This is a genomic window from Saprospiraceae bacterium (assembly GCA_016710235.1).
In the GTDB taxonomy this organism is placed as follows: domain Bacteria; phylum Bacteroidota; class Bacteroidia; order Chitinophagales; family Saprospiraceae; genus Vicinibacter.
Genome location: JADJLG010000001.1, coordinates 663,139 through 687,951 on the forward strand (window position 1 = coordinate 663,139; position 24,813 = coordinate 687,951).

The window sequence follows — 24,813 nt, forward strand, 5'->3', positions numbered from 1 at the left end:
AAAGATGACAATCAATAATATTCAATACATTAATCGATTTCATAAGTGCGATAACGTATCATTTTTTGAAATAATAGGACAGTCAGAAGGCGCAACTTCTCCGTTCTGTTCATACTTGATATTTTACGTTCAGTTAGAGATTTATAATCTTGTTTATACAATTCATAATCAATTTGATCGTCCGCATAATTATAATTAAAAAAATGAGCAGATTTGCCAAGTTGATTGAAAACGCGGTCTCTAATACCAGAATACCGAACCTGCATTAGAAATGCGTTCATATTCTCATGCTCAATAGGAACTCCTGTCTTTTGCCAATTTAGTGAACTCAATTCAGACGGCAGATATTTTTTAAGTACTTGCAAATAAAATTTATTATTCACTTGCCACTCATCTGGTAGGCTTAAATTAAAGGTCATCCATTCCAAATTATAAAAAGGGATGATAGGTTTACAAAAATAAGACAACAAGTATAAACTCATTGCGCTCTCATTTCGTATTTTATGATCGGTTATAAATGGATCAATATTCTGTATATCATAGAATGGGTCATCAATATGCAATTGCTCCACCGATCCTTTAAACCATTGTTTAGCTATGGATTCATCAATCCGCTTGTTACACTGAGACGTCGATCCATAAATTCCCCCACCATAAAATCCATGAAAATAAGTTTTAGCGAATGTTTTCATACTTTCATGCAAACCACCTTCATGCATATGGTCTATCCCTAACATGCCTGAAGTCTTCCATACAGAAAACAATCGTTTTTGAATGAATTCCGAGTACTCGATTTCCAGATGTTTATGTTCGATCTCGAGGCTTTTACTCACTTTCTCTGCAATTTGCAAATCCAAACTAGATTTCATCGAAAAGGTAAAAGCCTTAATATTAAAATACTTCTTGGCACAAAAACTAATAAATCTACTATCCAAACCACCACTTAAACTCACACCAACATTCTCTTCTTTGATTTGAAGTCGCCGAATATACTGATCGAATATGGAATAATACTTCTCCATAGCCTCTGCCGAATCAATCGATTGTTTTTGCACGATACTCCATGACCAATAAGTATCTTTAGAAATTAAATTGGCAGATTTATCAAACACATAAATACCGGCTGCATGTGTCCGAAAAAGCCCATTAAACCAACTTTGGCCAGATAATAAATGGCCATTGGAAAGCATAGAATCCACAGCTTCTTGATTCCATTGAATCTTGACAGCTGGAATATACAACATATCTTGTTGTTCTGACATCCAATAAACGGAAGTACTATCTTTAAAAATAAATAATGGATAAAAGCCCAATGGATCTTGAATGATATAAGTCGTTTGGCTAGTGCGATCCAAATAAATTAAACAATAAAGTCCATTAATGTAGCTGAATAAAGCCCTGACTTGAATCTTATAATCATCCAGTTTCCACGAACTCAAATTATCCCAGAATTTTTCAAATCCGTCCAACGTGGTAATATTTCCAAATAACATCAATATCCCCTGGTCCATTTCCCGCTTGAACCAATTTCCTTCCAGATTCGAAGAAAATTCACAATAGAAATTCTTATTTTGAATGAGATGATTGAAAGCGTGATTACTATCCGGCAAATCAATCAAATGTCGATCTGAAATATACCCAAAAACTTTTGACATTTAAACCAATTTGAGTTTAAGTAAGTTGAATAAAATTCTTCTATTGAAAATGTATAACAATATAGAATAAACAATTATAGCGATTATTGAAGCAATCCAAAACGGTATATGTATCCATTGCATTGCGTATAATATAATACCAAAAATCGATATAATAAATAGCATTTTTGAAGCCGAACCGGATTTCAGATTTATTCCTAATAAGTTCTCGGCATGCATCCACTTCAATATTACTAACATGAGTACAAATGCATAGCATACTGACCAAATCAAAAACAAATCCAGACTAATTTTCAAATAGAGAAATACTAAAATAAACAAATAATTAATCAATAAAATAACAACATTCCAAATTAAGATAAATCGACTATTTCCAGATCCTAAAATAAATGTGTTCAAAATATTATTGACACCTCTGATCAGAGCAATGAAAATAAAATACTTTACCACAACTGCTATTTCTATCCCTTTATCCGGATATGCCCAGTGAAGGATGGTGTCAGCATTAAATCCTATGAATAAATGAATGGGAATCATTACAATCAGGTATGTTTGTATTGTATTCCATGTCAGAGTCTGCCTTTGCTCTCCTGACATTTGATAACTAATTACTGGAAATATTGCACGATTAAAAATAGGATTGATCTTTGAAAACAACAAAAAACTGAATTCACATGCAAGATTGTAAATACCCAAAAAAGGTAATCCAAACAAATAACCTATAAAAACGGTATCGTAGTTGCCCTGAATAAAACTTAACAATTGGGTCAGAACATGATTTCGACTAAAATCCAAGTATTCATCCCTTTTTAAAAGTAGATTCTCTTCCTTTTTATTACTTATAATCCAAGCCCATCCAAACATGATTAACACTCTGATTGTTAATCCAATACAGAAAATCCACAACGCAGGCAAATAATTTAGTGCCGCAACTATAAAGATAAACTCAATCCCATAGGCTAAGACCTGAGCCCAAAAAACTTCCTTCTGTCTGTTATCTGCTATTAGCTGAGATTGAAACTTACTTGTGGCACCAATCCAAAACAATGTGCAAATACCCAAATACATTATTGCGATCAGATTCGCATCTATTGATCCACTTTGAGCAAACCATAATACTATTGCAAAGGAAATCACAGTTACAAAAAACAACTGCCACCTATCTAAAGACCACATTATTACTTTATTTCTCAGTTTTTTCTGAATAACTGAAATAAACATCCCCGGGTCAAAAACAGACAATCCCAATCTAAAAATTAATTGGAAAATCGTAAATATCGCCAATTGGGTCTTATCCAGATATCTGCCCACCAACAAAAGCGTGAGCACCTGAATTATAGTGATAATTATGGTACTGAACAGCTGCAATCTGAATATTTCATTCAGAAATCCTTTCCTATCAATTGATGGCGAATGAATGGTACTTAATATTTAATGCAAATGTCGCAAATTCGATTCAAAATTTATGAAAAGTTGATTATTGGATTTAACATAAGCTAACAATGTCCTGAATGTTGTAATTTTGCACATTCATGCAAGATTCTTCAAATTCCATTTTTTTTGACCCAGTTTGGCTTTCAGTCATCTGCGGGAAGGATCGCTTTCGGGTCATTGAACTCGAAAGAAAAGGAAGTGAATTGACAGCGGTATTCAGGCAAAGGAAATTTTTGGGAATGAGTTTCGTGGATTGCCCACCATTTAATCCTTTCCAGATGAGGATTATCCATAAACCGGATGATATCAAAACCACTACTAAATACAGTAGGCAATGTCACCTGCTCTCTGAGCTTCATGAAAATGTACGAAATCATTGGAGAGTAAATTTTAAACTTCCATCTGAAGTGAATACTGTTTCTGTCCTCAACCAATACAATTATGAATCAAATTGGTGTAATACATGTTTTATCAATGCAAATACTAGTTTAGATAATGCATACCTCAATCTAAGTTCAAAAACAAAAAACAGATTGCACCAAGCTCATTCTGAAAATATCTTTTACAACAATTGGGATGATTTGTCCTTAATTTGGAACTGCGACAATTACTATTTAAAGCACGGATTGACACAAAAGATTATGGAGAGTATTCTGCCAATTTTGAAAGAAAGAAATGCAATTCACTTGTACTCTTATAAGAGAGGTAAAAACATAGAATCCATTTCAATTATTATAGAAGATGGTGCTGACCGTTATCTATGGGCAAATATTCAAAACCCAAAATTTAAAAATAGGTTATCTCAAAGTCACATTTTATGGAAAGCCATTCAGGAAAGTTTACGCGCAGGTCAAAATTTTCATTTTGATGGTTCAATTGTCTTTTCAATAGAAAATTTCTTTATGGGATTTGGTTCCGAAATCCAGTCTTACGCTCTTTGTAAATGGAATAAATTCACCAATTATTAGTTATAAAAAAAGAGCCAATTTTGTTTGGCTCTTTTTTTATTATCATCAATGCAATGATCCTTCTTATCGAATGATAACCATTTTTCCAAAATTATTTTGGAAAAATTTGTCTCCTTCAGTTTCATATTTAGCATAATCTTTTCCGGCTGCATCTTTTGTAATAAATCTGTACAAATACACTCCATTGGCAAGTTTATTACCAAAATCATCTGTGCCATCATACTCATATTCAGTAATATGGGTTCCAATCTTAAGTTCACCCAGTTCTTCTTTAGTGATTTCTTTGACTACTTTACCTGAAACAGTTAAAATCTGCATTTTATAATAAGCAGGTAATTCATTCCCGGTCAAAGTATAAACGAATTTCGTTCTTGTGGTAAATGGATTTGGATAATTATAAATCTGAGAAATTGATTTCTCATTTGTGATCGTGAAGCTTACCAAATTAGCAGTTTCAGTTGCATAATTATTATTCAGATCTTTTGCCGTTATAATCAAAGTATAAACACCTTCTTGTGAAAAATCACCTTGTATTTGAACTATAGCTTCATTTTGTGATGTTGACGTGTTCTCAGAAGCTTTGGTGAATGTAACATTTGATTGGTCAAAGTATATTTTTTTAATCTCCCTGTTTGGATACTCCAATTTTATCTCGAAAAGTGAAGTATCATCCAATAACAAAGTTTCGTTTTCGTCAACCAAATTGATTTGAATTTTGGATCGATTAGAGACTAAATCATAATCGGAAATACGCTTGCCATCAAATGTAACATCAAGTAAAGGCCTCCTCACATCTCTTCTCACATAGAAATCTACAATGGCTACGTTATTGAATTTTACAGATTCAGGCTGGTCATCATTTGGGTTCAATTCAATAAATAGCTTACATGCACCCCGCAGTGAGTTTGTTTTGACTGTTTGGGACACGATCAATGAAGCCATAGCTTTTACAGGCATCATCCGTGTGTACGAACTTACAGGTTTGTTTCTACTATCTATCACAGTAAATTTCACCAACAAGCTATCCATGTCTTTGGTACTGATATTTTGGGCTAAAATTTCAACTTTCAGAGGGAATCCCTGATTCAAGGTGTCTTTATTTTTTGTAAAAAGTAAAGCAGGATGAAATGCAATATCAGGTAATCCCGTATAGTGTACTCTCCAGAAATCAAGTTGACTTGCCGTTCTTTTCAGACTATCTGAAGCTGACCACTTCAACTTCAAATTCGGGTACTCTTTTGCATTTATGGATCTCAAATCCTGATTCTGCTGTGTAAATGCATCAAAAAGCTTTACTTCAGATCCATTTTGATTTACTCCATATATACTTATACTTTCATTGTCATTTGGAACTTCGAGTTCATTTGAATTCCATTCGAAATTTTCCCATGAAGCTGCTGGTCCAATAATGGTTGATTGTGTATTACCCTCTCTTCGCGGTAACTCAAAATAATTGACCAATTCTATTTCTGATGTAAGGTCACCTATTACTTCCTTTACCTGATAATCCGGTCGTTGTACTCGATAAGTCAATATATACGGAACTGAGCCTTTCGTTTTCAGTTCATTGACTACAGTGGCTCCATAACTATTTAACAAACTATAAATATTCTCAGGTCCGTCACTTTCCCACTCTTCCGGATAAAAAAGCAAGTCTTTCTGTCTTAATGTGTGTATCACCACTACATCATTTACTCTTATGCTCTTGAGAAAATTGATCAATTTTTCTCTCTCTGCCTTTGTATCCGTTTTGAATAAATAAAATGGCATTCCTGCAAGTAAATGAGCATCATCAAAACTACCGCCATCAGTACCGGTAACATTCACCCTCATTTGATTTACATCAGTATCAAACATGGATACTACGATTCCGGAAAAATTAAAGTTGTAATGATTCCAATATTGGAAATCCATTACCGATCCGGTACCTGAATATATTCTAGGTCTGATATAACTAGGTAATTCAATATATCCATTTGAAGCCCTGAACTCTATCACTTCATTTGCAAAGTTGAATTTTCTCCCTGGTTCAGCAATCACCATATCTTCCAAATTGTCTTTTGTAAATTGGAAAAAATGAGATTGGTTCCAACCTTCTGATTGAGAAGGCAGATATATAAATGAACTGTTTATCCAAGCTTTGTTGCCAGAACCACTCAGCTCCGGAGAAACCCTCCAATAATATACTTTACCTGGAAGCAGAGACTGATTAGTTGACCAACTCACTACTCCTCCGGTCTGTGTTGTTTTATAAGATTTTAAAAGTGGACTGTTAAAATACTCGGTCGTATCCAGCTCAAAATTATACTGTGTTTTTGATGCCAAAGTATTTCCATTACAGGCAATCAACGTTGGCTTATCTTGATTTATGATGGCAAATTCAGGTGGGAATACCGGTTGCGCATCATTGGCGACTACATAAAATGGAAAACCCAGGTCGCCATTTGACAATACCAAGTCATTATTGCGTTCCGCATCAGGTGCCGGACCTTCAGTAATCTTGCTGTCGCGATCTAATGTTGCGAATAGGATATTATTCCCTGTAGAACGGTCTCCATCGAGCTGAATACTGTAGGTATGCGTAGATTTAAATGCCGGCGTAGGAATTTTTTCATTTACCACAATTTTCTTCACTCCTGATGGTAGTTGATGCTCAATAGTAAGCAAGACTGAATCTTTATAGTGAACGCCTACGTTTTTAACATCCACACTAAATTTGAATGATTTTGTAGACGCATAAATCTGCCCTGGCTCAATTTTTGGCGATTGTGGATCAAACAAAAGATCTGGACGATTATTACCTAAAAACTTGATCGCAGGATCACCATTGAATGTTTCTGATACTATTTGTGAAGCCATAGCTTCAACGCTATTCGGCATTAATGTAATGCCAACTTGCTGGATGGCTTCACCAATGGATTTACCATAAAATGAACCTCCTAGCAATTTATAGAACTCACTTCCCCAAATTCCAAGTATCGTCGGTTGGCCTGCAATTGAATTAGATAAATAGATAACAGATCCTCTTTCTGGCGCAAGATTATAGTCTTCGCTCAAACTTCTTGTCGGTTCATAATACTCCCCGGCATAACACCCCATAGCTAGAAATACATGATATTTTTCCCTGTTACTGTAAGCATAAACTGACTCCACGTTAAAGTCTAGCTTTGTTGCTGCCGAGTGTCCCAAATAGGAAATCATTGATACGCCTCCGTTCACAAGCGATCTAATAGTTTCAAGATCAGGAGTGGTTACTGGTTTAGAGGACAATTTGTAGAATGTGGTGACATCTGCTCCAAATTGATTGTTCTCAATGACTCTTTCCATCGTTTCCAATTCTGCTTGAAGAGACGCTGCATCTTCAGGCCTGCCTCCTGAAAGATGGATGATTCTTTTCATCCATTCCCTATTCTCAGGTGTGTAGGAATACTTCTGCAAAAAATTTTCATGTTCCTTTACTTTCTCCAAGTACTTTCTCACTTCTGCAGCATTGATTACAGGTAACCTGCCATATGCACAAAAAGGAATAAAATTATTATCTGCAACGAAAGGCATATCTGAGCCCGGATATCCAAATGGTGGAATAAAGATGAACTGATCATATTCAGAACTGTATTTTCTGGAATATTTATTCTCCAATCCCTTCCCAATAAATAAAGCAAATTTTAGATCCGAATAGTAGTTTCTCAGGTACTGGAAAAAGTTTCGGATAGCGATAGGATGACCCGGAATGCCATAACCAAACTGATCATAAACCATGTCAACATCGACCACTTTAACCTGATAAGACCCACCTTCCGGACTTCTCCTAAATTCTGCATACTCTTCTATTGGATTTTTTCCAGTCCCGTCGTCCATTAACTTGGAATGACTTAAAATCACATAATTGATATTAGATTTTTCAATTCCGATTAATTTCATTTCACTTAATTGTGAAACATCTTTTCGGTCCGACAAATTGAAAACAAGAATTTCGCGTTCTTTAACTGAAGGTGGTAATGTTATTTTATATATCCCGCTATTCTCTCGAGTACTGGTCAAAAAGATTGAATTCGTTACATCATAAACTCCGATTTCCGCACCACCGTCAAAATCTTCCAACTCCAAATATTTCCTTATTGGAGAGGATTCGATGACCATTCTGGCAAATCTTGCATTCTGAAATTTATATGTTTTCTGGTATGTCCATTCAATAAAAGAAAGCGATACCAGGTCGAACTCATTTCTCGTTCGGTCTACTGTAATTCCTAAATTATAATTTTGCTTGAGTGTTTCATGATCTAATGCCAATCTGGTTTCATGCACCTTATTACCACTGAACTTCTCATTTTCTACGACTACCCCATCCAATGAAATATCACAAGAGTGGGCTGCGTCATCTTCACCTTTTCCTGCCATCCAAAAACGGATTTGAGCTTTTGGCACATTTGGTCCAATGAAAGCACCCGTAAAATTTATTGGCACTGTGAGGAAAGTGTTTTTCTCGGTGGCAAATCCCTGACCAGCATCATACATTGGCGAACGTATAAATGAACCTGTTCCTATTGCCCTTTTTGAAATTGTATCTGAAAATACCTTCCTTTCTGTATTTGTGAAATATTCTTCCTTAGGTACTGGAGCTGAAAGATCATTATTTATAGTAGAAATTCTAGCTGCTCCGGGGTTAGCACTCCAAGTGATAGTATAGCATGATTTTGAAGTAAACATGCTATAATAAGGGTTAAATAAATCCGTCTGATCTTTGAACAGTGCATGATCGAGCTCACCTTGATTCTCCTGACCGAAAATCATAAAAAAATCTCCGGGCTTCATGATCGCATCAGTTGAGGCCAAAACCGCAACTTCTTTTCCTAAATGGTAAATTCTGAATTGATTTGCAGGAATATTGTCAGCCGGTAAGCCTGAAGCCACCATTTCCTCATATTTCAAGCGGTAAAATCCGTCTTTTGAAACATAAAATTTAAAATATGCCTGACCTGTCGTGATCCATTCGTTGCCATATAAAGCAGAGCCATCGAATGTCATTTGAGCCTTCAGTTCAATTCCTGATACGACTGTAAATACAATAAAGCACCACAATGTGAGTTTCAACCTCATCGTCTTGAGTTTTAAGTTTTTATCAAAATAAGGTACAAACATATTACATTTTTTTATAATATTTAAAAGATTATCGCAATATTTCTTTTCTTTGATGTCTTGGAAGTGTTTTGGATACTGACCGGTCTCGTTTTCATCTTTATTTACTCCATTTATTGGTGGAAAGTATTTGACGGTATCACTCTTACTCAGCCTAAGGTTGATGTAGGCAAGGATATCAGTATTATCATACCAGTCAAAAATGGTATAAAACATTTAAAAACAAGTATAAACCAAATTTTGTTTCAAAATTATTCCAATTTCGAAGTCATTTATGTTGACGATCATTCCGTCGACGATAGTTTCGAGTATCTAAAAGGCTTCAAGGACAGATTTGAGCAACTAAGCTTACTTGAACTTGAAAGAAACAATCACGGTAAAAAAGCTGCTTTGAACAAAGGGGTAGAAGCATCGAAATTTTCTTGGCTAGCATTAACGGATGTAGACTGCATCCCGAGCTCATCTAATTGGCTATACACTATGGCACAAAACGCAACTGAGTCCAAAAAAATTGTAATCGCATATGCCCCATATTCCAAAACTTCTGGTCTCTTAAATTTACTCATCCGATTTGAATGCTGGATTAATGGAATGCAGTATTTAGGAGCCTGCGCCAATGGTTTCCCTTATATGGGAGTAGGGCGTAACTTATTTTATCATAAAAGCTTGTTTGACAGCAATAAGTTGCAACTCGATATTCCTTATGGTGATGATGATTTGTTCATCAAAAGTATTGCCCATAGATGTAATACGACCTATACTGTAGATCCCAACTCCTTCGTGTATACTGAAGGAGAAACCAGCTATCAACATTACATCCAGCAGAAATGGCGACATTATTCAACATCTCATCATTACTCCTTTTGGATCAAAATTTACCTTCTTGGATTTTTTATTTCAATGGCAGGAAGTTTGAGCTTTGTGCTTTTAATTGGATTCAAATATGGGTTGATTTTGAGTATGTTCATTTATTTCATGAGATTACTCTTCATTCTACCTGTAGTGCGCAGAAAATCAGTACTTCTTCATGAACATGATTTATTTTTACTGTTCCCCCTTATGGAAATTGCTTATTTGATCCATCTTATCATCCAAATCCCATTATTCTGGAAAATCAAAAAGACTTGGTAAAATCCATACTATTACAAATAGCACCCCAGCTCACAGATGCTCAGTTCAATCAACTCCTCGCATTAATTCCTTTGTACCAGAGTTGGAATGAAAAAATAAATTTAATTTCGAGGAAGGATATGGATCATTTTGTAGTTCATCATTTACTTCATTGCATTTCTCTCTTAAAATTTGTCCATTGGCCGGCCGGAATCAAGGTTTTAGACCTTGGGACAGGAGGAGGATTCCCTGCAATCCCATTGGCGATATGCTTTCCCCAGGTAGAATTTACAGCAATAGATGGCACAGGTAAAAAAATTCTGGTCGTAAATGATATCATTAAAAACTTAAATCTTCCAAACATTACTGCTTTGCATCAACGAGCAGAAGATCATTCCGGTAGTTATACATTTGTAGTGAGCAGAGCAGTCGCAAGTATTGACAAGCTAATATCCTGGTCGAGACCATTGATTTCCCGGACCCAAAAATCTTCAATCCCCAACGGTTTATATTGCTATAAAGGCGGAAATCTCCATGGTGAACTTCAACTATTGCAAAAAGACAGTTACCACGAATTATATCAACTATCAGATATTTTACCTCAAGAGTATTTTCTAGACAAAAAAATTGTCTACGTCCAAATCTAATTTCTTTAACCGAGAATTTTTTTTGGGGATCGTGACAAAATCAAATTTGCAATAAAATAATGAGACTCAAAGAGCCCGAATGGATTCACACAATGAAAATGGAGTAAACGATTTCACTTGATGATGAAGGAACCCTGCTCACCATTTCCAGACCATGGTATTTGCTTTTTACTGAGAAAACTTTTATTCTCTTACATTTCATTTTGATCCATCAAGATGGACCAAAATATTTCTATACCTTGCTTATTTTGAAAGCAATCTATTTTTACGTATAAAGATTTGCACAGATCCAATATTTTGAATTCAAATTGGTGTGCATTAGATTTCCAAAGCAATATTTGGTTTAGAATCAATTTCTTCTTTAGTTCAAAAGAAATTGAATAGCTATTCCTCCACTTGCATTCACCGATTTGTAAGCGTTTGTACTATAAGGAATATTTTTCCTATAGTCAAAAAATAATCTTGCGTTCAAACTCTTGTTGATATTGTACAGAATGTTTGGAGCAAAGGAGATTTGCTTCGAACCATTATTTGTCACCCCCTGTACTCCCAAATCCAGCACTGAAGTTCTGGAAATATTGTCTCTTATCCCAAAATCTAAAGTGAACTGCAAATCATTTCCCTTAGGTTTTGTGACATTAGCGGATGGAGCATTTGGATCTCCCACTTTCTTTTTAATCTTTTTTGCAGTCCTTTTTATTTTCTCTACACCTGGAATGAAAGGCAAATAAACATTCTTCATGGTATAGCCTGCTTTAAAAATCAAATCAGTAGAATTTCTTTCCTCCAATCGTCCATCATTATTTCCATAAAGCGATAGAGTTCTTGATTTTCCATAATCAAAACCCAATTCAATGCCACTTTTAGTTTTAACATTAATACCAATCAATGGGCCAAATTTTTCATCAATTATGACATTAGCAATTTCCAACTTTGCATAATAAGAAGCATTTGCTTCGCTCGTTTTGCGCTTGATAGGAATCCCTTGATTGTCTTCTTTGTAGTCTAGACTTGTTTTATAATTTGATACAGAAAGTTTATTCGAATAGGAATGTCTGATTGATAAATCCTGGAATATATTCTTCAATCCTTTCAACTTTGTTAGACCATTATAGCTAATTTGCCAATTTGGCAATGGCAATGAATTCAACACGTTCAGCTTGACTTTATTCGGATCTGTATTGGTATATGCAGATAAAAATGCCGGAATTATTACATCTTGGTGATCACCAGAAAAACCATCAATATATGCTGGTGCATTTGGATTTGGTGTTGTGATATTATAAATCGCACCCAATCTTTGTGAAATCACTGTACGTCGCTCAGAAAAAGTGTTAAAAAGTCCATCAATATCATTATTGAATAAAGTATTCAATGATATAAATGAAATAGTATACTGCCCAGTTTCATATGGAGTAAAATGAAAGAATCCTGTGTCTTGCAAATTCGAAGGGTTTGGACCAAATCTGAACGCCTCAGAATAATCATTTGTACGGTTTCGATCTAGACTAATATCAATATTAAAATCCCTGAATGGCTCAAGTTTCATCTTAGAACCAAAGGTCTTCACTTCCCTCTGCAATACTTCTTTGTTTTGACAATAATTATCGCTGATTACGCCGCGATCTGCCAATTTATTTAGAAAATCGCCGGAAAGTTTAGGTTGAATTCCAGCAACAAAACTCCATCCCGGATTTGTAAATTTCTGATCCATACCCAGAATATTTGTATACTCGAGGTAACCCGGAACAACTGTTGTTTTGTTTTGTGTATAATTCAATTGGATTCTCCTCAGGATCAAGAGTGGTCTCAGGGCAATTTTCTCTCCTATTGAGACATTGCGCTCTTTCTTTTCTTTTTCTTTCTTGTTTTTTTTGTCATCATCCTTTTTGTCTGTTTTTTGATTGGATTGATTTGACTTACGGACGGATGGCCTTGATCTTTGAGACCCTTCTCCATTTATCTTTCTGAGATATGATGACTTATTATATAGATTAGAAAAATTCAATTCACCATTGAGAGTAATATTTTGCCCGTTTCCGATTACGCTTCCTATTGAATCGATAACCAATAAAGATCCGGCAGACCAATTGTAATTTGCAGTGTATTGTGCTCGTGCTGTAACCCAATCCAATGCAGGAATCAACCTCGTAGGCAGATTGTAAGATGCAGTAAAATTGTGTTTGTACTCTTTAGTCCGTCCAAATTTTCCCAATTGATCCCATAGATAAGCAGTTCTCTTATTATCATCCACTCTCGCTCTGGTGATCGGATCGACATCTGAGCCCACTAATGGGTCGTATGTTATCTGATCTATAGTCGCTTCATTGCTTGCATTGAAACTAAACTTTATTGATCTGGTCAAATCCCAGTTCAAAGTATAATCTCTGTTCCATCCAAACCTTGTATCCTCCCAGGTCGAATAACGAGGATCTGCATATCGATAGGTCCTGATTGCATACTTTCTGTCTAAATTATTTCGTACCGATATACTGTTTGGAATCAAGTTGAAGTTGATTTCTTTAATAAATTTCAGAGAATTTGAATTCACCACTTTTTTGAAAGGTTCGATATAAAGTGGGTTCATGCTGTAATTGTAATCCAGGCTACCCTGTTGATTTTTTTGCTCCTCATTTGCCACAATGGGATTTGATTTTTTAGCATGAGATTGCTGATAACTCAAACCAAAATTCTCTATATCCCAAGGCATTGGTTTTTTAGAACCTGTCCTTTCCTTTCGCACATTATTTAAGGCAAAACTAGTGATCCTTGCTCTGTCAATTGCTCTGTCTTTGATGGAGTCGCGCTCAGTGGAATTTCTGGCCTGGTCGATTTTGTCTTTTAATTTGACATCTGTATCAATTGGATCATACAAAGGGGTTTTAACCGCATTGGATACCTGTAATGAAAGAGGTACACGGAGTCCGGATTTCTTAGGTAAAAATTTACCAAGCTCCAAATTTGTAGTAGCATCATATTGTACAACTTCTTCAATAGCTCTGTCTTCCAATTTTTGATCCAATCCTCCCCATCCTACTGAACTGTAATTTCCTGCCAAACTTATATTTCCCAAATCCGAAAGTGTGAGTTCGCCCCTAGCCAATGCAGCAAATCCACCTTTCTCTTCCAATCCTGTAAGTCTGAACTCATTCACCCATACTTCGATATCGCTTATGATATTCTGGGTTTCATTTTTAAATCCAATAAGTGCGCCTCTTACCAAGCCAAGGGTTGGATTTCCTTTGATCTTTACTACATGTTCAGGGTTTGCCGGATCAGAGATGACATATTCCTGATCAAAAGGAATATTGAGTTTATTTCTTTCATTCTTTAAATCCACCAAAAGTGATAAAGGAAAGTCAAAACTATTCTCACTTAACCAAATTGAATCTTTCAATGAAACACTTACGGCATCCGGTGTTGACATGCGAAGAGGTATCTCGTATTCGTAATAGTTGTTTGTAAAGTCTTTGCCAAGTCTCAAAAAGATTTTTGTATCACCTTTATTAATTTGAGTACTGGATTCAGCATGCACAAACATTTTGAGCTTTTCATATCTGCGCATATCCAAATCAAGGATCTTATACACTGATTGCTCACATTTAGGGTATAGATTTTCCTTTCTCAACAGTAGAGAAGCCTCATTCACTTCCAGGTTGGAATATTGGCCGCTGTACAATTTTTCACGCTGAATTCCAGGTGGAGAAAGATAATGAAATGGAAGTTTATTTGAATTTTCTTCTATATCGACTTTATCTACAATAAGTGGATATTTGTCAATAAAATCTTCACATACATTTGTACTATATCTTCTCCACGTATTTCGACCTAATTGTAGCTTAATCATACGAAAAGTCACTTGCTCAGTAAATCCTGCAAAAGCTACCCTGATTGCTTGAATCGACCGAAAATCCTGTATTTCGCCAATTTTTTTGTCACTTTCATTGATTGGAATCCTAAAACGATACCAAACTTCATCACCTCCAGTCCTCTGGACTATTCTTTCTTGGGTGATCCTATTATTTGGATCATTTGGGTCATAGGCTATTTTATTATCTGAAGTTTTCTTGAGCGGAATAGTATAATTAAAATAGGACTCCAGTTCATTGAGCGATTTATCTGAATTGATATCCTCTTGATCCGGATTCAGGGAATAAGCCGTGGAAGCAATTGCATTAGCACTTTCCTGAGTGCCGCCATTTCCTTCTGGCATATTATAACGTTTGTATCGCTCCAAGACGGTAGCTCCATTGCTTTGAAACTTGGAGTCTCGGTATGACACATAATCATCATTTGAAGGATCTGCTGCCACGAGTGTGTACTTATCAGTAGCAAGTGATTGTGACAATACATCAAGGTAATCTTTGAAAAAACTCTTTTCGTCTTTTTCATTTTCAGCGTAAAATGTATTCAGTCCGTCATATCCAATATCTTGCTTTGATCGTTCAGAAATATCAAAACCATTGACTATCGGAGGAAATTTTGAAATCTTGCCATAGACAGTTTGTTCAGTCGGTACTTTTTGACTTGTTGTCGGAAGACCATTCTCGAATTGTTGTTTGCCATCTTTAAATATATCTTCAGAAAAAGATCCCAATTGAATATACATGTTTCCATCACTCGTAACTGGAGATTGATTGTATTTTTGCATAAATGGGTTGAGCAACCAGAAATCAATATATTCCACATTTGCTGCTTCAAAGTCATTTGTGCTCAATTTTGACATGATCCCCGCCCATCTCGTTTGTGGCTCTAATAGATTATTTTGATTGTCGACGCCTGCTGTACGGAATGCTCCAGCTTGAATACCGCCTGGAATATCATAATTATACGGCCCCTTTTCACGAGGATAATAGGTTAAATCAAATGTGATTTCTGGAGTGTAACCCGGTGGTATGCTCCGACTTGGAAAAATTTCTTTTTCCTGAACTGCTCTGGTGTAAGTTGCACTGGCATCCGGAGCTCCCTGGCGACTGTATTCATCAATCCTATACCAGCTAAGTAACGCTCGGTTTGATGACCCAAAAAGAGTATTAAATGCGCTATCATCCTCAGAAAATGAAGGTTCATTGTCTATACCTTGTGGCTTAGAAGCCAATACCCATTGCGTCACATTGTAGTGTAATCCAATCCCACTGGAACTACCTTCGAAATCATCAATATAAATCACTCCTCCTTCACTACCAGTTTGATTAATGGCCCTTGAATGACCAGGTTTCAGATAAGCACCCTCTGCCTGAAGCGACCACTTGGAAGGTTCTTTCGTGCTATAAAATGGCAATTTGTCCAACACTCGAGTCATCCATGGAGCGTCTTTTGATAGTCCAAAGTCCAATCCAAAGATTCTGTTGTTGATTGGATCTTCTCCAATATTGACTTTCTGAGTGAATGGTCTTTCAAACAGGTGCATATAAGTACCACCAATATAGAAGTCCTTCCTTTTGGAATACTCAGCTCTGAATCCCAACAAAGTTTTAGTCTGAAAACTATACAATGAGTTGTCTTCAAAGTTTACATTGATAGGCACTCCGGAAGACAGATAAGCTTCATTGAGAATTGTGATTTTCCCTAAATTCCTGTCAAAGGTATAATCTCTACCTTCCACTAATGGTAAAGATCCAGCTGTCACTGTAACCTTAGAGTTCGGATCCAGATTGACTGCCCGAAGGTTTATTTCATTAGATTTTCCTGATTTAAATTTTCCTTTTAGCAAAAATTGATTTGCAGTAAGATTGCTCCTCGCTATTGTGACTGAAGTATCATAAAGTTCTGGATAACTGTATTTCTCCACGATCTTGTCTATTACCGCAGGATCACTGATAACCCTGGTCATTTCTAGTAATGGTTTCAGCGAGTTACCAAAGGGTTCTAGCACCGGAAAAATGACATTCCCATTTACCGGGATGATAGTCTGACCTTGAACGAAATCAAAGACTCCATCAGGTTGAGGATCTTTGGTTTGGTTGAGAAAGTCCAACCTGAATAAATTAAGCAATGGATAACCTTCGAGTTCCTCGATGTATCGCTTTTGCTTGCCATCTTGAGCTTCGTAATAAATGTCAAAACTAAAATTGTCTTCACTCAAATTGTATCCGCCGATCGAATACACATTCTTCATCATCAAATCATAGTTTACACTGTTGGTACTTTGATTTGAAGACTTGAGCATCTTTGTAAAAAGCACCCTGTAGTTGGTACTGTCAGATTTAATCTCAGAAGAAAACTCACCAACTTTATATTGGATGTCGGTAAATATATCTTTGACCTGCCCTGCATAAGTGTATTGATATGAAACTGCGAGCACTTGATTTGGCCGAGGTTTGATTCTTAATGAGATGAATCCAAGGTCCGGATTAAAAGTATATTCATTACTGCTGAGTCGTTTTGCTCTCACTTTATCAAAATCTCTTCCTTGCTTGAGTCCAAGCTTAGTTAATGCTCTGGTAGCTTCTGACAATTCTCTGATTTCTTTAGGACCTTTAAGGATCACATCTGACATCAGATTGGATTCGTTCGTATAAAGTTGTGTTCCATGTGCATCTACAGGCACACCACTTGGCTTTGTGAATTGGCCCGGATTCTCATAATCCCATCTGCCATTGGTTGGTGTCCCGAGATCGGTAAGCGCTATGATATCCCGAAAGTCCAATTCTCTGGAATTTGGAGCATCATCTGTCAACCAAACTTCGAGATTTTTGATTTTAAACTTACTTGTGACCTCCGGTAAGTTTTTGAGATTTTCTTCGTAGGAATTCCTAAAATAGTCATTGAGAAAAAAGTGTCTGTTTTCATCGTATTGATCAGGTCGGATTTCATACTCCTGGACAACACTTCCCCCTTGTATCTTGATACTCTCCTGTTTTGATTTCTGTTGTGAAACAAGTCCTGTCAACTTCAAATGTCCAAACTGCCAATCGGTTTTAAAACCAAATAAGTTCTGTGATCCCTGGATAAGATTAGATTTCAATGGCATACTCACATTCCCCGCTTCGATTTTCTTAATGATGTCATCTTCTGAAAACTTTTGGGAATCGTATTCCAATTTCAGTTTATTTTCAAAACCAAAGGTGGCTTGAGTGTTGTAATTTGTATTGAGTTTCAATTTGTCTCCAACGCTACCTTGAACATCGAGTTGGATATCAGGATCAAAAAGTGGTCCCCATTGGGTTTTCTGAGCCTCTGTAATACTTGGGTTATCGTTAAAACTGTAGTATCCTCCCAGAGATAATCCTACCGAACCAACAGGCTTTATTTCCACTCCAAGTCCACCAAAAATTCTGTCTGCAAGATTCCGTTGGATATTGACCTTGGTAATTGGATCAATGGCACCAGAGATACTACGTTTTGCTGAAGAAATACCTGCAAGGTTCTTCAAAAACTCGTCATCTTCTTCCTTTGTTCTATACTCCATGTATTCATCAGGAGTCATGTAAGTAGGCGGCTTGTAATAATCTGAACCAATCTTTTCAGTTATTTTATAAAGTCCGGACTCCGGATCATATTCCACTTCCCGTTCGACCGACTTAGGATCTTTCAAATCAAATGGATTATCTTTTTTGTCAATATCTCTGATAATGATCCGGCCCGCATCAGGGGTTGTATCCAAAACGGAAAAGCTCCCATCTTTAACAAACGATGGATACTCTGGCACCTCATGCCCACCAGCATAAGAAAAATCACAAAAACTCCATAATAGAATTAGAAATATTGTAACAGCTGAAAATTTCTTACTCATACATCTCAAAATCAAAATCTAACGGTTTTGGTAAAAAAGCATCTCATGATAACGATATTCTGGACATTTAGGTATAATGTAAGCGGAATTAGGCTAATTTTTTTAGTGAAAACTTGAGGATTTCTTCAACAGAACCTGCTTGATCAATCACGGTGGAGTTTGCCTGAAAAACTTTATCAATTTGAAGGCGGTTAAAACCTAAAGACAACAATGCGGATATGGCTTCCGCCCGCTTAGTTGAATCTGTGCTTAGCAATTTTCCTGTAAGCGCCTCTCCGGAACTTTCCTTGATGGCTTTGTCTTTGAGATCAATGATGATTCGTTGGGCTGTTTTTGGACCTATGCCTTTTATCCTTTGGAAAAGTTGAACATTTCCGCTAGCCAGAGCATCTTTGACAGCTATTGGTTCTAGCGAAGACAAAATCAGTCTTGCAGCAGTTGGCCCGACGCCACTTACTGAAATTAGCATATCAAATAAGGCCCTTTCATCTTTCGTCCAAAAACCATATAACAGCTGTTCTCCCCCTTCCCTGACTATAAATGAAGTATATAACTTAACTTCACGATGATCCGCTATTGAAGTAAAAGTGTTTAAGCTGATATGGATATGATAGCCAATTCCCGAACATTCAAGGATGACATGTGTCGGACTAATTTCCTCAATTTTGCCTTTGACAGTGCTAATCATATGCGAAGACTGTTGGCGTAAAGGTAAGAAGAACTAGGATAATCTCATTCTGCAATCCAAAAAGCTGAAAGATTGAATCGTAACAACAAAAAAAAAGCGAAAAAGCATTTCAACTCACGCTCAAATACTTTTTCACTTTGAATAGCTCTTTTCCCCATAAGTAGAGGATAAGTGGTATAACCAAGACCACCAGCTTGTTGTATTGCATGGCCATATCGAACTCAAGATGAATAAAATGCATCACTGCTCGAGTTATCCCACATCCAATACAACTTCTGTCAAATAAAATTTTTGACAAACACAACTCTATAGTTGAGTGGTCAAAAAAATCTGCAGGTAAAATAAACAAGACCACTGGTCCTATGAGGAGGAAGCCTAAATAAAACCAGTAAAGATTTCGTTTGATACCTTCTTGCAAATTTTTACTTGATTACTGTAATCAAAGCGTGAATTACGCCTGGTATTCCACAAAGCAGAGTCAAAATAAGGTTTAACCAACACTGTCCATTCCACTCGTCATAATACATGTATACAGCCAATGGCGGAAGTAACAGAGCTAAAACGATCAAAAGAACTTTATCATCTGATCCGCCCTGAGCCTCAAGAGGTAGGGATTGTTTTCCGTACAAAATGTTAGGGTCCGTGACCGTAATAGTTTGTCCGGCAGTAATGGATGCAGACTGTAATTCTGTTTTGACAGTCTTCTTACCAGGATAAGCGGCAAAAGACTCATTCGGAATACCTATGGCTAGAACAGCCACAAATAAGCAAAGTGCACTTAGAGAAAGTAGGTTTGAAAAGTTTTTCATATTGAACTAATTTTGCGTCAAATATCTAAATAATGACTTATTTAACAAAATCTTTTGTTAATTTAATATTTTTAATATCCTTTAGTTTTTCAGCAGTTTGGTTAAATGCTCAAGATGTAGAATTGACGGGAGCCATATTAATTGGCAGAACGGAGGCTAGCTCGTATTCCATTACTTACCAAATGTTTGGAGAAAAAATTGTAGGCTATTCCATTTCTGACATCAATGGACCCGACGAGACCAAAGCAAAGATTGTAGGAAAGTATTCAAAGAAAACTAAAATATTTCAATTTGAGGAAACGGAGATATTGTTTACAAAATCTCTGACTCCAATAAGTGAGTTTTGCCTCATGAAAGTCAATGGCACTTTAGACAAGAAGCTTGGTAAACCATTTTTTCAGGGTGATTTTACGGCAGAAAATAAAGACCGCCAGACTCAGAGTTGTGAAGGAGGGACTATCATCATGAGTACACCAAAAGCTATTTATGAAGTAGCATCCAAGGTAGCTAAGAACCTCCCCTCCAACTCTATCCCGGATTCGATTTCAGCAGAATTGGGTGAAAAATTGAATGAACTCAAAGCCGTTGATCAGGTTAAAAGAATTTCAACAAATGAAACCGTTTCATTCAAATGGAAATCTGATTCCATCAGGATTCAAATTTGGGATGAAAAACTGGAAGATGGAGATAAAGTCAGGGTATTGAAAAATAATGAAGTGTGGATATCCGATTTGCGGATTAGTAATGCGCCCCAGATAATCTCAGTTCCCATTGAAAAATCTTCAGCTGTTGATATCGCAATAAGTGCAATTTCTGAAGGTAAATATCCTCCCTGTACTGTGAAAGCCTTGCTATTGGATAAAAATGAGAGCCAACTTCTCTTGGTGCAACTTAAACTGGGCGAAACTGCCTTTATCAAGATAAAACGATAGATTTCTGATTGACTACCCTCTATTTTTAAATTGAAGACGCTTCGTAATTTATAAAGTATTGCACCATTAAATATGTAAGAACAATTGCGGAGATAATCATTATCCAAAAACCATGCTTTCTCGCTTTCTCTTCATACCTGTAAACCCGCTCTCCATCAGGCAAATCTCTTTTGGTGTAATATAAGTTTGCTCCTAATACCAAACCTAACAATCCCCCAGCAGCAGCAAGGATATACCCAAAAACAATCCACCAGGTAGGATCTGACTTTTCATTGACGATTGCTAGTTCACGCTCTTCTTTTACTTGCTCTATATGTGCATCATCCAATGGTACATTGCGAGATTTCAGGAGTTTTCTTGCAAGCAAGGCGTCCACATCTCCCCATTCTTCCGGTCGGTACAGGATATCTAATAACTCCTTGTCGCTGAAAGAGTATAAATAATAGTCATTGGGAAGCAGATCTAGTCTGTTTTCAAGGTCTTTGTTGATCAACTCATGAATTCGGTCTATGTCGGATAGCTTAACAAGGAGTAGAAATCCTCCCGGAATCTCAGTTTGTGCAAAACTTGGGTCAAAAATGCCCTCAACTTCTTCTAACTTGTATTCTATATCATTGTCTTTCAACAACTCTACAAGTTCGGCACTGTCTTCTTCATGTTGGAATGCCCTAAAGTGAATGAGTTCATTTTCTTCCATTTCAGTCTCCTTTATTTTTCCAAAAATAACAATAAATTGCCGATCGCTCCAGCTTCAGAACTAAAATTACTGCTTGAGTTGTTTTTTGATCTCAGCAATCTCGTCGCGATATCTTGCCGCAGAAATAAAATCAAGCTCTTTTGCTGAATCTCTCATCTTTTTGTCTGTCTCGATGAGTAATTTCTGCAATTGTTCAGCATTCATATAGCTGATTATAGGATCAGCAGCAAGCGATTGATCATCTTTTTCGACATAGTAATCCTTCGGTCTGGCTCTTGAATCCAGAATACTGCTTTTCTGCATGATTTCTTCTTTGGTCTTACTCAGTGTAACAGGCACAATACCATGCAAATCATTATATGCCATTTGTTTGGCACGTCGCCTGTTGGTCTCATCGATGGTTTTTTGCATTGAATCTGTGACTTTGTCTGCATAAAAGATAACCAATCCATTCGCGTTCCTTGCCGCCCGCCCTGCAGTCTGCGTTAGTGACCGGTCATTTCTCAAAAATCCCTCTTTATCAGCATCCAGAATTGCAACCAATGAAACCTCGGGCATATCCAAACCTTCACGCAACAGGTTGACACCCACTAGAACATCAAACAAACCCATTCTTAGGTCTCTGATGATTTCGACCCGCTCCATAGTATCAATTTCTGAATGCAGGTATTTACATTTGATAGCCAGTTGCTGAAAATACTTTGCCAGTTCCTCTGACATCCTCTTCGTCAAAGTGGTGACCAGTATCCTTTCTCCTTTGTCTTTTCTCTTTTGAATTTCTTCCAGTAAGTCATCAATCTGATGCAGCGATGGGCGAATTTCAATCGGAGGATCAAGTAAACCTGTCGGCCTGACAACTTGTTCTGCTACCACACCTTCTGTCTCGGATAATTCATATTCTCCGGGTGTTGCACTGACATACACTACCTGATTTATTAAACCATTGAATTCATCAAAATTCAGAGGTCTGTTATCTAAAGCTGATGGCAATCTGAAGCCAAATTGGACCAGGTTGAGTTTTCTGGCTCGATCACCTCCCCACATCCCTCTTATCTGAGGTAAGGTAACATGGCTTTCATCGATAAACATGAGATAATCATCAGGAAAATAGTCTAACAGGCAAAAGGGTCTGGTTCCAGGCACCCTCCCATCAAAAAAGCGCGAGTAATTCTCAATTCCGCTGCAATATCCTAGTTCGCGAATCATCTCAAGATCAAATTGGACTCTTTCTTCGATACGTTTAGCCTCACTGTATTTCATCTCTTGTTCAAAATACTTCACTTGTGAACTAAGCTCATCTTCAATACTATATAATATTGACTTCAAACGGTCTTTTGGTGCGACATACAGGTTTGCTGGGAAAATAGCAGCAAAATCCAGGCTGGAGATCCTCTTGCCTGAAGGTGTTTCTAATTGCTCTATTTCTTCAATTTCATCACCAAAGAACCTGATTCGATATCCATAATCCACATAGGGCAGAAAAATATCCACTGTGTCTCCACGCACTCTGAATGTCCCTCGGGTCCACTCAGTTTCTGTCCGATTGTACAAACTATCTACCAATCTATAAAGAAATCCATTTCTACTTAGTGTCTGACCTTTTTGGATTCGAATAATGCCTTGTTTATAGTCTTCAGGATTGCCCATACCATAAATGCAGGATACAGTAGCCACGATGATGATATCCCGCCTTCCGGAAAGTAGTGATGAGGTTGCTTTGAGCCTCAATTTGTCTACCTCTTCGTTGATTTGAAGGTCTTTTTCAATGAAAGTGTCCGTCACTGAAATATAAGCTTCCGGTTGATAGTAATCGTAATAAGAAACAAAGTATTCAACAGCATTATTGGGAAAAAACTCCTTGAATTCTCCATACAATTGAGCCGTTAATGTTTTATTGTGTGTCAATATCAGTGTTGGTCTATTGGTTTTAGCAATCACATTGGCCATGGTAAAGGTTTTACCAGATCCGGTGACCCCCAGAAGTACCTGAGATTTTTCACCTTCAACGATCCCTGAACAAAGTTGATGGATTGCCTCGGGTTGGTCTCCTGCTGGTTTGTATGTTGATTCTAGTAAGAAAGACATGCGAAATAGAATTTATTAGATTTACAGAGCTAAAGCCAAACCTTAAAAAACAGATTGCCCAAAGAAATTGTTACAAACGAAAGCTTAATCACTGAATTTAAATTTTAAAATATATGGCACTCCTCCAGACAAAGGTCAGGTGATCATATTACATGGATTTCTGGGTTGTTTGGACAACTGGCAAAGCGTGGCAAAATCTCTTAGCGATCAATATCAGGTTTTTGTACCGGATTTACCAAATCATGGAAGATCTCCACATTCAAATCAATTCAATTTTAAGATTTTAGCCGAGGAAATATCTGCCTTCATCCGAAGTCATATGGATGTTCCGATAAACGCTATTGGTCACTCAATGGGTGGAAAGATTTTATTGGAGATAGTAAATTCTCAGCCAGAGATCTTTCAAAAAATGGTCATTGCTGATATTGGCACAAAAAGCTATCCACCTGAACAATCAGCAATGATGGTTGACCTGCTTCAAATGCCAATCTCACAATTTAAATCCAGATCAGAAGCTGTAGATTATCTCACCAATCTTGGTTATAACGCTTCATTCGTACTCTTCCTGATGAAAAATCTGGATAGAAGTGATCAGCAGGAATTTAAATGGAAAGCAAATATTCCGGTTCTAACCGAGAATTATTTTGAGATTCTCAAGTCAGTAGAACCGTCCAAGCCAATTCATATCCCAATCCTCTTTGTAAGAGGTTCTGAATCCCATTATATCACAAGCGGAGATCAGGTTCAATTGGAAGTACAATATCAAAAAGCTCTCTTTCATACGATCGACCATGCAGGCCACTGGGTACATGCAGATCAACCCGATGAGTTCGTTAGAACCGTAAGAGATTTTTTTAATTCACATAACTAAATGGTTCGGGTTGGCGTTTTAAGCATTACAAATCCAATTATAAGCG

14 protein-coding genes are annotated in these 24,813 nt (G+C 36.8%); 5 read left to right on the plus strand and 9 right to left on the minus strand.

Annotated elements, in window-relative coordinates:
• Positions 1-29: 29 nt before the first annotated feature.
• Positions 30-1,655, minus strand: a complete 1,626-nt coding sequence (locus tag IPI99_02710) for a 7-cyano-7-deazaguanine synthase (protein MBK7339421.1) — start codon at positions 1,653-1,655, stop codon at positions 30-32.
• Positions 1,656-2,984, minus strand: a complete 1,329-nt coding sequence (locus IPI99_02715) for an oligosaccharide flippase family protein (protein ID MBK7339422.1) — start codon at positions 2,982-2,984, stop codon at positions 1,656-1,658.
• A gap of 203 nt (positions 2,985-3,187) precedes the next feature.
• On the opposite strand from IPI99_02715, the gene IPI99_02720 reads away from it, so the two are divergent.
• On the plus strand, positions 3,188-4,057 hold the full coding sequence (locus IPI99_02720) for a hypothetical protein (GenBank protein MBK7339423.1): 870 nt from the start codon (positions 3,188-3,190) through the stop codon (positions 4,055-4,057).
• Between the two features lie 63 nt (positions 4,058-4,120).
• On the opposite strand, the gene IPI99_02725 is transcribed toward IPI99_02720, so the two are convergent.
• Positions 4,121-9,196 (minus strand): hypothetical protein, encoded by a 5,076-nt coding sequence (locus IPI99_02725; protein MBK7339424.1) that lies wholly within the window; start codon positions 9,194-9,196, stop codon positions 4,121-4,123.
• 63 nt (positions 9,197-9,259) lie between these two features.
• On the opposite strand from IPI99_02725, the gene IPI99_02730 reads away from it, so the two are divergent.
• Together IPI99_02730 and rsmG are read left to right on the plus strand one after the other, a co-directional pair.
• Positions 9,260-10,324 (plus strand): glycosyltransferase, encoded by a 1,065-nt coding sequence (locus IPI99_02730; GenBank protein ID MBK7339425.1) that lies wholly within the window; start codon positions 9,260-9,262, stop codon positions 10,322-10,324.
• Entirely contained in the window at positions 10,318-10,950 is a 633-nt protein-coding gene (gene rsmG, locus IPI99_02735; GenBank protein MBK7339426.1) for a 16S rRNA (guanine(527)-N(7))-methyltransferase RsmG, read from the plus strand. The genes IPI99_02730 and rsmG overlap by 7 nt, the downstream gene beginning before the upstream one ends.
• Before the next feature lie 361 nt (positions 10,951-11,311).
• On the opposite strand, the gene sprA is transcribed toward rsmG, so the two are convergent.
• The 4 genes from sprA to IPI99_02755 all read right to left on the minus strand — a co-directional run bounded on the left by sprA (position 11,312) and on the right by IPI99_02755 (position 20,182).
• The gene (sprA, locus tag IPI99_02740; protein ID MBK7339427.1) at positions 11,312-18,685 is read right to left on the minus strand and encodes a cell surface protein SprA; all 7,374 of its coding nucleotides are present in this window, start codon (positions 18,683-18,685) and stop codon (positions 11,312-11,314) included.
• A gap of 88 nt (positions 18,686-18,773) precedes the next feature.
• Positions 18,774-19,373 (minus strand): Holliday junction branch migration protein RuvA, encoded by a 600-nt coding sequence (ruvA, locus tag IPI99_02745; protein MBK7339428.1) that lies wholly within the window; start codon positions 19,371-19,373, stop codon positions 18,774-18,776.
• A 109-nt stretch (positions 19,374-19,482) separates the two neighbouring features.
• Positions 19,483-19,791, minus strand: a complete 309-nt coding sequence (locus tag IPI99_02750; GenBank protein MBK7339429.1) for a DUF2752 domain-containing protein — start codon at positions 19,789-19,791, stop codon at positions 19,483-19,485.
• 4 nt (positions 19,792-19,795) lie between these two features.
• Positions 19,796-20,182 carry a YqaE/Pmp3 family membrane protein gene (locus tag IPI99_02755; protein ID MBK7339430.1) on the minus strand — a complete coding sequence of 129 codons (387 nt, stop codon included), beginning with the start codon at positions 20,180-20,182 and terminating at the stop codon, positions 19,796-19,798.
• Between the two features lie 32 nt (positions 20,183-20,214).
• Here IPI99_02755 and IPI99_02760 point away from each other — a divergent pair, with 32 nt between their 5' ends.
• On the plus strand, positions 20,215-21,114 hold the full coding sequence (locus IPI99_02760) for a hypothetical protein (GenBank protein MBK7339431.1): 900 nt from the start codon (positions 20,215-20,217) through the stop codon (positions 21,112-21,114).
• 25 nt (positions 21,115-21,139) lie between these two features.
• Here IPI99_02760 and IPI99_02765 read toward each other — a convergent pair whose 3' ends face one another.
• Positions 21,140-21,811 (minus strand): hypothetical protein, encoded by a 672-nt coding sequence (locus IPI99_02765; GenBank protein ID MBK7339432.1) that lies wholly within the window; start codon positions 21,809-21,811, stop codon positions 21,140-21,142.
• A gap of 66 nt (positions 21,812-21,877) precedes the next feature.
• Positions 21,878-23,896: an excinuclease ABC subunit UvrB gene (gene uvrB, locus IPI99_02770; protein MBK7339433.1), complete on the minus strand. Its 2,019-nt coding sequence runs from the start codon at positions 23,894-23,896 to the stop codon at positions 21,878-21,880.
• 139 nt (positions 23,897-24,035) lie between these two features.
• On the opposite strand from uvrB, the gene IPI99_02775 reads away from it, so the two are divergent.
• A complete protein-coding gene (locus IPI99_02775; GenBank protein ID MBK7339434.1) occupies positions 24,036-24,767 on the plus strand; it encodes an alpha/beta fold hydrolase in 732 nt (243 codons plus the stop codon).
• The last annotated feature ends 46 nt before the right edge of the window (positions 24,768-24,813 follow it).